This is a genomic window from Nocardia sp. XZ_19_369, assembly GCF_015355715.1.
Lineage (GTDB): Bacteria > Actinomycetota > Actinomycetes > Mycobacteriales > Mycobacteriaceae > Nocardia.
The window spans coordinates 930,974-944,245 of record NZ_JACVED010000002.1; the positions used below are offsets into that span (position 1 = coordinate 930,974).

12 protein-coding genes are annotated in these 13,272 nt (G+C 65.4%); 8 read left to right on the forward strand and 4 right to left on the reverse strand.

Going from position 1 to position 13,272, the window contains the following annotated elements:
• Position 1: 1 nt before the first annotated feature.
• Complete coding sequence (gene proS, locus IBX18_RS10265; protein WP_194833460.1) at positions 2 to 1,441, forward strand: proline--tRNA ligase; 1,440 nt, start codon at positions 2 to 4, stop codon at positions 1,439 to 1,441.
• A gap of 30 nt (positions 1,442 to 1,471) precedes the next feature.
• Here the strand turns inward: proS and IBX18_RS10270 are convergent, their stop codons facing one another.
• On the reverse strand, positions 1,472 to 2,173 hold the full coding sequence (locus tag IBX18_RS10270; RefSeq protein ID WP_194833461.1) for a TetR/AcrR family transcriptional regulator: 702 nt from the start codon (positions 2,171 to 2,173) through the stop codon (positions 1,472 to 1,474).
• A 156-nt stretch (positions 2,174 to 2,329) separates the two neighbouring features.
• Here IBX18_RS10270 and IBX18_RS10275 point away from each other — a divergent pair, with 156 nt between their 5' ends.
• Both IBX18_RS10275 and IBX18_RS10280 read left to right on the forward strand, forming a co-directional pair.
• On the forward strand, positions 2,330 to 3,259 hold the full coding sequence (locus IBX18_RS10275; protein ID WP_194833462.1) for an NAD-dependent epimerase/dehydratase family protein: 930 nt from the start codon (positions 2,330 to 2,332) through the stop codon (positions 3,257 to 3,259).
• A gap of 115 nt (positions 3,260 to 3,374) precedes the next feature.
• Positions 3,375 to 5,096 (forward strand): FAD-dependent oxidoreductase, encoded by a 1,722-nt coding sequence (locus tag IBX18_RS10280; RefSeq protein ID WP_194833463.1) that lies wholly within the window; start codon positions 3,375 to 3,377, stop codon positions 5,094 to 5,096.
• Positions 5,097 to 5,464: 368 nt separating this feature from the next.
• On the opposite strand, the gene IBX18_RS10285 is transcribed toward IBX18_RS10280, so the two are convergent.
• The gene (locus IBX18_RS10285; RefSeq protein WP_194833464.1) at positions 5,465 to 5,761 is read right to left on the reverse strand and encodes a hypothetical protein; all 297 of its coding nucleotides are present in this window, start codon (positions 5,759 to 5,761) and stop codon (positions 5,465 to 5,467) included.
• Between the two features lie 34 nt (positions 5,762 to 5,795).
• Here IBX18_RS10285 and IBX18_RS10290 point away from each other — a divergent pair, with 34 nt between their 5' ends.
• Positions 5,796 to 7,892 (forward strand): LGFP repeat-containing protein, encoded by a 2,097-nt coding sequence (locus tag IBX18_RS10290; RefSeq protein WP_228540632.1) that lies wholly within the window; start codon positions 5,796 to 5,798, stop codon positions 7,890 to 7,892.
• 14 nt (positions 7,893 to 7,906) lie between these two features.
• Entirely contained in the window at positions 7,907 to 8,521 is a 615-nt protein-coding gene (locus IBX18_RS10295) for a hypothetical protein (protein WP_194833465.1), read from the forward strand.
• On the opposite strand, the gene IBX18_RS10300 is transcribed toward IBX18_RS10295, so the two are convergent.
• Together IBX18_RS10300 and IBX18_RS10305 are read right to left on the reverse strand one after the other, a co-directional pair.
• The gene (locus tag IBX18_RS10300) at positions 8,503 to 9,444 is read right to left on the reverse strand and encodes a helix-turn-helix transcriptional regulator (protein ID WP_194833466.1); all 942 of its coding nucleotides are present in this window, start codon (positions 9,442 to 9,444) and stop codon (positions 8,503 to 8,505) included. The genes IBX18_RS10295 and IBX18_RS10300 overlap by 19 nt on opposite strands.
• 65 nt (positions 9,445 to 9,509) lie before the next feature.
• Entirely contained in the window at positions 9,510 to 10,148 is a 639-nt protein-coding gene (locus IBX18_RS10305) for a TetR/AcrR family transcriptional regulator (RefSeq protein WP_194833467.1), read from the reverse strand.
• Between the two features lie 88 nt (positions 10,149 to 10,236).
• Here IBX18_RS10305 and IBX18_RS10310 point away from each other — a divergent pair, with 88 nt between their 5' ends.
• From IBX18_RS10310 to IBX18_RS10320, 3 genes are all read left to right on the forward strand, one after another.
• Positions 10,237 to 11,190, forward strand: a complete 954-nt coding sequence (locus IBX18_RS10310; RefSeq protein ID WP_194833468.1) for a DUF1295 domain-containing protein — start codon at positions 10,237 to 10,239, stop codon at positions 11,188 to 11,190.
• Positions 11,191 to 11,269: 79 nt separating this feature from the next.
• Entirely contained in the window at positions 11,270 to 12,514 is a 1,245-nt protein-coding gene (locus tag IBX18_RS10315; protein ID WP_306796217.1) for a glycosyltransferase 87 family protein, read from the forward strand.
• A gap of 7 nt (positions 12,515 to 12,521) precedes the next feature.
• Positions 12,522 to 13,271 carry a nucleotidyltransferase domain-containing protein gene (locus IBX18_RS10320; RefSeq protein WP_194833469.1) on the forward strand — a complete coding sequence of 250 codons (750 nt, stop codon included), beginning with the start codon at positions 12,522 to 12,524 and terminating at the stop codon, positions 13,269 to 13,271.
• Position 13,272 lies beyond the last annotated feature (1 nt).

A 13,272-nucleotide genomic window follows, 5' to 3' on the forward strand; every position in this document is an offset into this window, starting at 1 on the left:
CATGGCACGGGATGAGCGCGGCGTGACCGCCCAGAGCGCGGATTTCTCCACCTGGTACAACGAGCTGGTCATCAAGGCCGGCCTCGTCGATCGCGGGCCGGCTAAGGGCACCATGGTGATTCGACCGTACGGGTACCGGATCTGGGAGTTGCTCCAGGCCGAGCTGGACCGCCGGATCAAGGAGACCGGGCACGAGAACGCTTACTTCCCGCTGCTCATCCCGCAGAGCTACCTCGAACGCGAAGCCGACCACGTCGAGGGGTTCGCCCCTGAGCTGGCCGTTGTCACCCACGCGGGCGGCAAGGAGCTCGAAGAACCGCTGGTGGTGCGGCCCACGTCGGAGACGATCATCGGCGAGATGATGGCGAAGTGGATCTCCTCGCACCGAGACCTGCCGATGCTGCTCAACCAGTGGGCCAATGTCGTCCGCTGGGAGATGCGACCCCGAATGTTCCTGCGCACCACGGAGTTCCTGTGGCAGGAGGGTCACACCGCGCACGCCGACGAGCCCGAAGCTCGGGCGGAAATGGCACTGGCGCTCGACATCTACACCACCGTCGCGCGGGAGTTCGCGGCCATGCCGGTCGTGCCGGGTCAGAAGACGCCCGGTGAGCGGTTCGCCGGGGCGGTGGAGACGCTCACCATCGAGTCGATGATGCGCGACGGTAAAGCCTTGCAGGCAGGCACGTCCCACTATCTGGGTACCAACTTCGCGCAGGCCTTCGGCATCCGCTACGCCGCCGCCGACGGGCGGGAAACGCTGTGCCACACCACCTCGTGGGGCATGACCACCCGCATGATCGGCGCCATCGTACTGACGCACGGTGATGACCGTGGCCTCGTCCTGCCGCCGAGGCTGGCTCCGCACCAGGTGGTGATCGTGCCGATCATGCGCGGCGATAGCGCCGCCGCGGTCCTGGCTGCTGCCGAGGAACTCGCACAGAACTTGCGCGCCAAGGGGATTCGCGTGCACGTCGACGGTCGAGATCAAACACCCGGCTGGAAGTTCAACGAGTGGGAGATGCGCGGCGTCCCGCTTCGCATCGAACTCGGTCCGCACGACCTCGCCGCGGGGACCGCCGTGCTCGTACGCCGCCTGGGTGACGAAGGGAAGCAAACCGCGGACCTGGCAACCTTGCCCACCACCGTCCCCGTCATGCTCGACGAATTCCAGGCCTACCTGCTGACCCGAGCCACCAGCTTCCGCGACGAACACACTCACGAGGTCGATGACTGGACCTCATTCGAGACAGTCGTCGCCACCGGCTGGGCCCTCGCGCTGCACTGCGGGAATCCCACCTGCGAGGACGAGATCAAAGCCCGCACCGCGGCAACGCCCCGCTGCATCCCGCTGACCGCGACTCCCGACTCAGGCCCCTGCGTCCACTGCTCCACCCCCTCCGCCTACGGCAAGCGCGTAATCTTCTCCCGCGCTTACTGATTCGGGGAGGCCACCGCCAACCCACCACGTTCAGTTCGCCCGGTACCCGAGCAGGTCGAGTAGACCGTCGAGTTGATGTTCGAAGAGTTCGTCGCGGTCGGCGAAGGTGTCGGTGCCGTACATGTCGAACACGTCGGCGCTGATGGTGCCGAAGAGGCTCGCCCAGAAGGTGATGCCGCGGGCGAGCAGCCAATCGGGAAGGTCGAGGTGGAATTCGTCGCGGATCTGGGCGAAATTCGCTGCGAGGGGCGGTGATACGCGCGGCTCGGTGGCGGGCGGGTGGAGGAGATCCGCCTGGTAGGCGCGGGCGAAGAGCTTTTGCAGGGCGGCGATGACCCGGGTGCCGGGGGCCATGGTTTGGTCGGCCGGGGCCTGGTAGCCGGGCACCGGGGTGCCGAAAAGCAAGCCGTAGCGGGCGGATTCGGCGTGCGCCCAACCACGGACAGTGCGGGCGAGGACCCGCAGTTGCTCGATCGGGTCGTCGGGGGCGGTAGCGAGGGCGGCGTCGACGGTATCGCCGAGGGCGTTGTAGCCGTCCACCACGAGCAGGGTGAGCAGCTCGTCGCGACTGCTGACGTAGCGGTAGACCGCGGAGGAGACGACGCCGAGATCGCGGGCGACCGCGCGCAGCGAGAGGGCGGCGGCACCGTCGGTGGCCAGGTGTTCGCGGCCGATCCGGACGATGTCGTTCATGGTTTGCGCCCTGGCGCGGGCCCGCGGGGTCGTCGGCATGTCTCCACGGTGCAATACCCAGAGAGCATTGTCAACAACAGTGAGCAGTGCTCTTGACAACAGCTGAGTGGATGTCGCATGCTCATTCACATCAGAGAGCACTGCTCTCTAGGAGAGATCGGGCCACCTCAGGCCCCACCGAAGGGATTCACCAAAATGTCTGACCTGCACATCGTCACCGGCGCCGGACCGGTCGGCACCACCATCGCCGAGCAGCTCGCCGCCGCAGGCCACCAGGTGCGGGTACTCACCCGCTCCGGCCGCGGTCCCCAGCATCCACTGATCGAACTCCGCCGGGTGGATGTCGCTGCGCCGGAATACCTTTCGGGCCAGTTCGACGGCGCCGCCGCGGTCTATCACTGCATCCACGGTTCGAAGTACTCCGCGAAGGTCTGGCGCGCCGAACTGCCCGATGCCGAGCAGGTGGTCATGGACGAGGCCGGGAAGGCCGGCGCGGTCGCGGTTTTCCCGGAGAGCCTGTACTCGTATCAGCCGACCGAGGGGCCGATCACCGAAATGTCGCCCCGCACAGTACGTTCCGGCAAGGGTGGAGTGCGGGAAGAACTGCTGCGTGCCCGCGCCGCACACTCGACCGCAACGGTCAGTGTCGTCTCCGCCGACTTCCTCGGCCCGTACGTCCACGCCTCGATGGCCGGCGACCAGATGGTCGCGCCGATCCTGGCGGGCAAGCGGGTCAGCGCCTTCGGCAAGATCGACCTCCCCCACTCGTTCACCTACATCCCCGACCTGGCCGCCGCGATGATCTGCGCGGCAGCCGACAAGTCGGTGCACAACACCGTTCTGCACGCACCCACCGCACCGGTGATCACCCAGCGTCAGCTCATCAATGCCATCGCCGACGCCGCAGGCGCACCGCGGCCGAAGATCTCCGTCATCCCGGTGTGGATGATGAAAGTGCTGGGTGTGGCCAGCCCGCTGCTGCGCGAACTCGCCGAGCTCGGCCACCAACTGGAGCGCCCGTTCGTCCTCGACTCCACCGACAGCGAGCACAAGCTCGGCCTGCGCCCCACACCCCTCGACGAGGCCGTGGCCACCACCGTCGCCTGGTGGAAATCGCAGGCGTGACCCTGGTGCGCGGGTGGCGCCGGACCGAAGTCACGTCACCCGCCCTGGTGCTGCGCACAACCTACCCGGTAGTAGTGTTACCCCAGTCACTGGCGACCCGATCGAGGAGCTTCCTATGGACCAGCGAGCAACGGATTTCGACGTTCTCATTGTCGGTTCTGGGTTCGGTGGCAGCGTCACGGCGCTGCGGTTGGTCGAGAAGGGCTACAAGGTCGGCGTCATCGAGGCCGGCCAGCGGTTCGCCGACGACGAACTACCGAAGACCAGCTGGGAGCTGAAGAAGTTCCTCTGGGCGCCGAAGCTCGGCTGCTACGGCATCCAGCGCATTCACCTGCTGCGCGATGTCCTCATCCTCGGCGGCGCCGGTGTCGGCGGCGGATCGCTGAACTACGCCAACACGCTGTACGTGCCGCCGGAGCCGTTCTTCCGGGACGCGCAGTGGCGCGAGATCACCGACTGGCAAGACGAGCTCGCGCCGTACTACGAGCGCGCGCAGAAGATGCTCGGCGTGGTGCGCAACCCGCACATGACGCCGGCCGACGAAGTGTTCAAGCAGGTCGCCGACGACCTCGGGGTCGGCGACACCTTCGTGCAGACTCCCGTCGGCGTGTTCTTCGGCGAACCCGGAAAGACCGTGGCCGACCCGTACTTCGGCGGTGTCGGACCCGAGCGCACCGGGTGCATCGAATGCGGTGACTGCATGGTCGGCTGCAAGTACGGTGCCAAGAACACACTCGTGAAGAACTACCTCTACCTCGCGGAAAAGGCCGGGGCGCAGGTCATTCCGATGACGACGGTGACCGATCTGCGGCCGCATCCGGACGGCACCTGGGACGTGTCCACCGCGCGCACCGGCGCCTGGGTGCGCAAGCACCCGAAGACCTACACCGCGGCGAACGTCGTGCTCGCGGCCGGCACCCGCGGCACGCAGCAACTGCTGTTCGCCATGCGGGACAAGGGTGCACTGCCGGAGCTGTCGGACCGGCTCGGCCAGCTCACCCGCACCAACTCCGAATCGATCGTCGGCGCGGCGACCAAGAAGGTCACGCCCGGAGTCGATTTCACCAAGGGTGTCGCGATCACCTCGTCCATTCACCCGACGCCCGACACGCATATCGAGCCGGTCCGTTACGGCAAAGGCTCGAATGCCATGGGCCTGCTGCAAACGTTGATGGTGGACGGCGGCGGGCGCATTCCGCGCTGGCTGCGCTTCCTCGGCGTCGTGCTGCGCCATCCGATGGACCTGCTCGGGTTCCTGAGCACCAAGGACTGGAGCGAGCGCACCATCATCTCGCTGGTCATGCAGCACCTGGACAATTCGATCACCACCTACACCAAGCGCGGACTCTTCGGCCGCAAACTCACCAGCAAACAAGGCCACGGCGAACCGAACCCGACCTGGATCCCGATGGGCAACGACGTCACCCGCCGGGTGGCCGCCAAGATCGGCGGCATCGCAGGCGGCAGCTGGGGCGAGATCTTCAACATCCCCCTCACCGCCCACTTCCTCGGCGGCGCGGTGATCGGCGCCGACCCCGAACACGGCGTAATCGACGGCTACCACCGAGTTTTCGGCTACCCGACCCTCAGCGTCGTCGACGGCGCCGCCGTCTCCGCCAACCTCGGCGTCAACCCCTCCCTCACCATCACCGCCCAAGCCGAACGCGCCGCCGCCTACTGGCCGAACAAAGGCGAACTCGACACCCGCCCCCCACTCGGCACCACCTACCAGCGCATCGCCCCCATCGCCCCCACCAAGCCGGTGGTCCCCGCCAACGCCCCAGCCGCCCTTGTTCTTCCGATCGTGCAGATCCGAGAGACGCCTGCGGCAGGCTGATCTCGGCTCCAACTGATCCGGCCTGAGTCCCGGACGGGCTCAGTTGACTTCACCGGTCTCAGCTGTGCGCAACGAGTCCGACGGCTGAAGCCCTTACGACGGTCTCCGAAGGCATCCTTCCGCGAATCAATCGAGCGCGAAGGCAACTCAATTCGGCCGCCACCCCTCAGGATGGCCAGCAAACTCGCGCTGCGCGGGGGATTCGCACGCGGCCCAGTTCGGTTCCCCAGTTGGTCAAGCGTGACAACAGGCGGGTATGTGTGACAACCTGTTTCGGATGCTAGCAATCTGTTGGCAATCCGATGGGGGGATGCGGTGCAACGTTCAGCAGTGCCAATGTCTCGGCAGCACCGAACATGTCGTCGAATTTACCTGCGTGTCATCGTAGCTGGTCTCGCGGTGTTGTTGGTGGCGGTGGGCGCGCAGTTCGCTGCCGCCTCGGCCCCCAGCATCTCGCCGCCGACGGCGACGAACACGCCCTCAGCAACAGCGCCGACTCCTTCGCCGCCCGCGCCGCAACCGAGCCATACATCGACACCGACGACCCCTGTCCCGCAGCCTCCTGCGTCGACGACTCCGGCGGTGCCGTCGAAGACCACACCACCACCAGCCGCGCCATGTGGTCCCGAGGCGCGGTCACGGGTCCCGCAGAAGTGGGAGCCCACCCGCAATCCGCGTTCGAGCGTGGTTCCTGGCCAGATGCGTTCAGACTGCCAGGGCATTCCAGAGGGGTTCAGCAAGGAGCAGGCCGACAAGGCCGAGACGATGGAAGCGGTGTTGGCGGGCCGTTCGCAGGACCGATCGGCGCTGGCAGCACCTGGGTGTCAAGTGTATTGGCCAGCACCGTATGAGGTATGCGGTGCGATCCGCGACAAGTACAACGAGCTCGGCGGCCCCAATAGCTTTCTACTGTTTCCAACCTCCAATGAGTTGAGTAACCCGGACGGCGTCGGCAAGCGGTCGACATTCCAGAACGGGCCGATCTATTGGTCCCCAGCCGGTGGGGCTCATCCGGTGGCGAATCATTTTTTCGCGGCCTGGCAACGCAACGGCTGGGAGGGCGGTGTACTCGGTTATCCGACCTCCGATGAGCTCGTCAATCCCGACAACATCGGGCGCCGCCAGTATTTCCAGGGCGGCACCATCTACTGGAAACTGAACGAGGCTTACTACGTTGCCGGTGCGATTCGGGACAAGTGGGGTGAAACCGGCTGGGAGAGTGGCTGGCTCGGGTACCCGATCAGTGATGAGACGCGAACCGCGGACGGTGTCGGCCGATTCAACCGCTTCGAACGTGGCGTCATCTACTGGTCGCCTGCAGGAGGCGCGCATCCAGTAGCGGGAGCGATTCTGATCGAATGGGGCAGCGAACAATACGAGGCCGGACTCTATGGCTATCCGGTCAGCGACGAACGGGCACTTGCCGGGAGCAGCCGCGAACAGGATTTTCAGAACGGCCGAATCCGCGTACCCACCCCGGTCGCGGGCGGTGATGGCTCAGATGAAGATACTGTGACCCGACCGGTTCCCGGTGGAGGCGACTACGCACCCGACGCGGACCATCGCAGCGGAGCAGGGATCCAACCTGGTGGCTCCGGGTGGAATAGATGCGCACAACGCCCGACTTATCCGAGTTCCAACGGAAGCCTTTATGGCTGCGCAGGCCCGGGGTACACCGATCCGACCGATCCCACCACGACCGCACCCGGCATCGAATCGTTCAGTGAGCCGATCAACCTCAGAAACGGATGCGACCGCGACTACGCGAAGAAGAAGGCCGCCGCGTTGGCCGGGCGAGAACCCGACGGCCCGTATTGGCAATTCGAGCGCTTGTACTCCTGTGCGGTGAACCCGATCAACGCGGTGATTCATGACGACCGCGGCAAACTTGTCGCCGTCGTGTCCGGCAAGCTCGAACAGGAACTCATTACCAACCACAACCGGACTAAGAGCGAGTACCGGGTCAGGTTCAGTGTAGAAGCGATCAAGGGCGCGGGCTGGACGGTCACGGCGCAAGCCCCGTGCACCTCGCCGGCCATCAGTTGCCCGGTCGCCACACGCGACGAACTGGTCAACGAACCTCTGGCTCCGGGCGCGAAGGTGTTCGGTTTCTACGAATTCGGCCCTGATTCGGTGGCACCCAACCAGGTGCTGACCTTGATCATGGGGTTGAACATGCGGTTCAACTTTCCAGGCGCTGCCGAGGAGACTCCCGGTAGCCTCGAATCACGAAGCAATTCCCCAGAGATCCGCTGCGACAACGAGACCGGCCTGCCTGGCATCTCCGCGGGCTTGCCCTCGCAGGGGTGTGTGTTCCCCAGCCGTTGGGCCACTGTAGATTTCGCCTCGGATCCCGCGATGGGCCCGATCGCCGACCACGTGCGACGAGCACAGCAATCCGGGCTTCCCGGCGCGCAGAGACTCTATGCGACGGGGCCGCTGTCACGGATGACCAATAAGAACGAACGCCTGCGCAACGGTGCGCGCGCCTGCCCATCAGGACGCTATTCGATCGCGACGATGTCGTGTGACGAGTATCCGTTCCGTTCCACCTATCAAGGAGCAGCTCAGCCGCCCGGGGCTGTCCTACCACCGAACGGGCGAACGTTCCCCGGCTGCCAGATCAGCGACACCCCGCGGGTGGATCCGTCACGCACCGGGTCGAGCGGATATAGCGTATGCATGGTTCCTGTCGATGCGAATCAGAAGCAGTCCGACGTTCTGGCCACGTTCTACTACGAGAACAGGATCATGGACGGCGACAAGTTCTACGTTCGCGCTGACCCCTCGATGTGACCACGGAGACCCAGATGGCGACTTTGACCGATGTCGTCGACTATGACGGCGGTGGGTTCTTCTTGACCGACGCCGACCTAGACGACCAGATATCCACCCTGTCTTATGAACCCGGACAACGGCTCTATATCGGGACAGGCGCAGTACGGATCAACACCACACGCGATCAGGCACGTGGATTGGCCCGCGTGAGCGTCGAAGTAGGCGACAACGCCTTTCCCGTCCCGCCGGCGAACGCCCGACTCGTCGACGAGCGCACGTACCACACACAGCGCGGCGCCCAGCGCATCCGCGACAGCAACCTCGAAGAATGCCAAGGTCAACTCGCCACTCCGATCACCGCAGCGGGCCCAGCGACCGTACACATCCGCGTCTATGAGATCCCTGCACCGCACGATCAGTACCTCGCCACCGCGCCGAACTACGCTGACCGGCTGATAGACATCGATGAGCATCTGCTGCTGCACATTTGGAACGAGCCCACCGCTGACAGCCAAGCCCCTGGAACGCGAACACAGCTGCGAGGCGTCGTCGCAAGCGATGGCAGCGAACCCGCGGCTGCGGCGAACGTAGTGTACGTCGAATCCGAAAGTGACGCCCCGGTACCGCCTCAGTCGGGATCTCGGTAAGGCGTTCGCATGGTCATGTGATCCGCGGCGGCGGCGTGATACTGCCGACGGTGCTCTTCCCATGGCGCGTGCTGCTGCTCCGGAGTCATCGCGAGCAGCTTTCGCAACTGGGACCATTGGGTTTCGTTGGTGGGGGTGTAGATCTGGACCCAGGCGCCGGATACGGCGGCAAGGGACATGCTGGTGATGAACATTTCTAGTTCGCCGATGGCTAGGTTGCGGATTTGTTTGATGCGGTTGGCTGGGACGGCTACATCGTTGCGGGCCCATAGGGCGGCGAAGTCGGGGCTGGCGGTGCACATTTCCTCGATGAACTCTTGCCAGGTGGGGTCGTCGAGGTTCTTCGCGTAGGCGCCGCGGAGGTAGGCGACCATGCGGCGCAGGTCGTCCCAGCTGTGCTTGTAGGTGTTGCAGCACTGGGGGGTGAGGAAGACGCGGCGGGCGACGTTGCGTTCGCCGAGCAGGAAGCCGGGGCACAGTGCCGCGTAGGACTCGTTGAACGCCAACAGGTCGTACTTCGCGCTCAGTACTGCTGCGGGCAGGGGCGTCAGATGGTCGAGGATGGTTTGCATCTCGGCGGGCAGCGCGGCGTTCGCGCAAGGAGTCGGCACGGTCGGCACGTCGGCGAGGCGGTAGAGATGTCCGCGCTCGGCGTCGTCGAGGGCCAGCGTCCTGGCTACCGCGTCGAGCACCTGCACGCTGACATTGATCTGACGTCCCTGTTCGAGCCAGGTGTACCAGGTGACGCCGATGCCGGACAGCTGCGCGACCTCCTCGCGGCGCAGCCCGGGTGTGCGGCGGCGCGGACCGGGCGGCAACCCGACGTCGTCCGGGGAGATCTTGGCCCGCCGCGACTTCAGGAAGGTTCCCAGTTCCGCGCGGCGCGCTTTGCGCACCGCCCGCACGTCCAGCACTTCGGTCATCAGATGATCGTGCCGGATTCCGCTAACGGTATCCAGGTGCTGCTAGTACCCGTTTCAGCGCTGAGCTACCGTGGGTCGCCCGAATCCTGGTGCCCACCCGGGTAATCGAGCGCGTCCAGGCAGTTCAGCAGATGCGGGCGAATCGCAGTCCAGTCGGACCATTCGGGCGCCGCGCCGGGAATCGACGCCGCGAGCGCGATGCCGCGCACCGTCGCCACCACCATGTCCAGCAGGCTGTCGAAGCCCGCCGACGCGGCATAGGTGGGTAGCAATTCCTTGGCCTTCCGGCGAAAGGTGTGCATCCCGATGGTCGTCAGTTCGACTGCGCTGCGCGCGATTTCGCTATCGGTGCGAGCCACGTTGAACAGCTCGAAGACCGCGGGCGTGATGGGCAGGCGATGCAGGCGCCAGAGGCCGTCCAACATGGCGGCGGCGATCTCGCGTTCGGTGGCGTCCGGCTCCGGAGCCGCGGCGAACTCGACGAACAACTGCTCACCCAGGCGCGATATCGCCGCGTCGACCAACGCCGCCTTCGACGGAAAGTAGTACTGCTGCGCACCCTGGCTGACGCCCGCCCGCTCGGCGACGCCGCGCGTCGAGGTCCCGGCATAGCCGACCTCGATCAGGCTGGCGAGGGTCGCGTCGAGCAGTGCGTCGACGGTCTCGGCTCGTCGTTGGGCCTGCGTTCGCTTCGCGCTGCTCACCCGCCCATGCTAGCAATACATGTCACTCGACTTGTTAAGTCGATCGACTTGGAATAACCTCCGAGGTATCCCAACCAGGAGGCACCCCGTGGCCGACACCCAAGTCCAGCGACCGATCAAGAGGTTCCTGGCGTCGATAGTCAGCGTCCCGATTTTCGTCGCGATGCTGGCCGACGAGACCACCCGCACGTTCGCGATCGTCAATGCCGTGGCACAGCTGGCGTTGTTCCTCGTCGTCGCGTGTCTGCCTGCCTGGCGCACGCTCCGGATGAGCTACGTCGATATCGCCTGGCCGTGGGGTCTGACCGTGCTCGGCGTGGAAGTACTGGTACTCGGCGAGCTCTCGCTGTTCACCGGTGTGATCGCGTGCTTCTATCTGGTTGTCGGCGGCCGCATGGGGCTGGCCGCCCTGGCCCTCTGGCGCGCAGGCGAATTCGGCAAGGAGCTGCCCCGATACCGCTTCCAGCGGCTGCGCTGGCGCCGCACGTCACTCGGCAGCGAACGCGTCGACCTGGTCGCGGAGGTACTCGTGCAGGGCTGGGCGAACTGCACGGTGCTCGCGGTACCCGCCGCGCTGGCCGTGTCCGCAGACAATCCAGCCTTCTCCGTAGTCACAGTGGCCGGATTCGTGCTGTGGGCTTGCTCCTGGGCGCTGGAATCCACCGCGGACATGCAGAAGCTGCGGTTCGCGGCGGCGTCGGCCACTGCGGGCGTCAAACGCAGCTGCGATGTCGGCCTGTGGAAGTACAGCCGCCACCCCAACTACTTCTTCCAGTGGATGCAGTGGACCGCCGTTGCGCTCATCTGCCTGCCCGAACTCGTCGACCACTTCGGCCGGACCAACCCGTACAGCGCGGCACTGCTCGCTCTCGGCCTGGTCGGGTGTTCCTTGACCATGTACTGGTGCCTGGTCTCCTACACCGGCGCCATCCCCGCCGAGTACTACAGCGTCCAGAAGCGACCGGACTATCGCGACTACCAAGCACGCACCAACATGTTCTTCCCTGGACCTGTTAGGACGCAGTCGCACACCACCCGGTAGCGGTAACGATTCAGCGACGCGCCAACACCCGAGACCCGGGGCGTGCTCGAGCTCGAGTTATTCGGTAGGTTCATCACTTGTGCCCAAGTCCCGCATGCTGGAATTTCCACGCACGGGCCCAACACTTTTCCTACTGGCCGCAAGCGCTGCTCTCGCGGTGATCCTGCTGTTCACCACGGTCGACCCGTGGCTGGAGCGGGCAGGCATCCTGGACGGCGGGCTGGACGTGCACGTGTATCGGGACGGCGCCTGGCGCATCCTGCACGGACTGCCGCTCTATACCGAGCCGACCATCGCTGGGCTCCTGTACACCTACACGCCCTTCTCCACCATCGCCTTCATCCCTATTGTCGCGATCCCATGGTTGTACGTCGCCGATACCTGGCTGGTGTTGAACCTGCTGGCGCTCTTCGGTTGTGTGTTGATCAGCTGGCGCATCCTCGGCTACCGGATCACCGCCCGGCTCGCGGCTGTCAGTGCGCTACTGGCGATCACGTGCGTGTTCATCGAGCCTGTCCGGACCACGCTGTTCTACGGGCAGATCAACCTGATGCTGATGCTGTTGGTGCTGTGGGACTTCTCCCGCGCCGAGGGCAGCAAGCTGCGCGGCATCGGCGTCGGACTGGCCGCCGGTATCAAGCTGGTCCCCAGCTACTTCGTGGTGCAGTTCCTCGCGCTGCGCCAGTGGCGTTCGGCGGCTACCGCGGTCGCGGTCTTCGTCGCCTCGATCGTCCTCGCCTGGATAGTGCTGCCCACCGATTCCCGGCAGTACTGGACGTCGACGTTCTTCCAGTCCAATCGGATTGCGGACGACATGCACCCGTCCAATCAATCCCTGCGCGGCGCCATCGCACACCTGACCCACCACCCGGCGCCGATCTGGCTCTGGGTGCTGCTCGCCGGGGCCGTCGCACTGGTGAGCTTGGCGATCACGGCGGGTCTGCACCAGCGCGGCGAACGGCTGCTCGCGGTGACGCTCGCCGGTCTCACGGCCTGCGCGGTGTCCCCGTTCTCCTGGGACCACCACTGGGTGTGGTTCGTTCCCCTGTTCGTCTACCTGGTGCACAAGGCGCAGTCACAGTGGCGCTGGTGGATTGTGGTCGCGGCGCTGTTCGTATCGATCGGCGCGTGGACGTGGGAGTACGACCCCGACTATGTGGTGGTGGGGCTGTTCCTGTTTCCGCCGTGGTGGCCGGGTGCGCAGCTTCTGATCAACAGCTTTGTCATCGTGTATGCCGTGGTGCTGGTCTGCGCCGGAGTGCTACTGCTCAGGCTCCGCCGCGAAGGCGTCGAGGTCACCGATGAGGCGCGAACAGTGAGATGAGACAGAGATGAGTGTGCCGCCGGAGGCCGCAGCCGTACTCGATGAATTCGCCACGGAGATCAGGTCCGTCGCCGACGTCGTCGCGCTCCAGGTGGGTGGCTCGCTCGCCAGCGGTGATTATCGGCACGGGGTCAGCGATTACGACCTGGTGGCGTTGCTCGAACGGCCGTTGCGCGACGAGCAGCGGCGCCGGATCGCGCAGTTCCATCGCGGGTTCATCGCCCGCCGTCCCGCGGCCGCGAAGCTGCACTGTGTCTACGTACCGGTGGACGAGCTCGGTGCGGTCGAGACACCGCATATGACGTGGGCCGCGCAGATGCTTTTCGAGCGACCGCTCACCGGGATTGCCCGAGCGGAGTTGTTACGCTTCGGATTTGCCGTGTTCGGGGAATCCCCGGAGGTCTTGATCCCGCAGGTCACCGCGGCAGAACTGGCCGAGGCGGTCCGCCGTGACCTCAGCGGGTATTGGGTGCCCGCGCTGCACCGTCCGTGGATCTGGTTGCGCGACAGCTACATCGACCTGAGCCTGTTCACCCTCGCTCGCGCCGAGGTCACCTTGGCGACCAACGAGTTGATCACCAAGCGAGAAGCCTTGTCCCGGCTGGACCGGTTTCATGTCCCCGCCGAGCTGATCGAACAGATACGACAGCGGCGAGAAGGGCACCCGGTCCCTATCTCGCCGCTGTCCCGATTTCGCCGGGCAACATCCGTACACGGCCTGGTCTCCGACGGACTGCGAATCCTACTCTCCTACTGAG

Excerpts from the sequence above, each read along its gene's own strand:
- IBX18_RS10295 (WP_194833465.1), top strand. The coding sequence starts at position 7,907 with ATGGCGACTTTGACCGATGTCGTCGACTATGACGGCGGTGGGTTCTTC.
- IBX18_RS10275 (WP_194833462.1), top strand. The coding sequence starts at position 2,330 with ATGTCTGACCTGCACATCGTCACCGGCGCCGGACCGGTCGGCACCACC.
- IBX18_RS10300 (WP_194833466.1), bottom strand. The coding sequence starts at position 9,444 with ATGACCGAAGTGCTGGACGTGCGGGCGGTGCGCAAAGCGCGCCGCGCG.
- IBX18_RS10320 (WP_194833469.1), top strand. The coding sequence starts at position 12,522 with ATGAGTGTGCCGCCGGAGGCCGCAGCCGTACTCGATGAATTCGCCACG.
- IBX18_RS10270 (WP_194833461.1), bottom strand. The coding sequence starts at position 2,173 with ATGCCGACGACCCCGCGGGCCCGCGCCAGGGCGCAAACCATGAACGAC.
- IBX18_RS10290 (WP_228540632.1), top strand. The coding sequence starts at position 5,796 with ATGCGTTCAGACTGCCAGGGCATTCCAGAGGGGTTCAGCAAGGAGCAG.
- IBX18_RS10280 (WP_194833463.1), top strand. The coding sequence starts at position 3,375 with ATGGACCAGCGAGCAACGGATTTCGACGTTCTCATTGTCGGTTCTGGG.
- proS (WP_194833460.1), top strand. The coding sequence starts at position 2 with ATGGCACGGGATGAGCGCGGCGTGACCGCCCAGAGCGCGGATTTCTCC.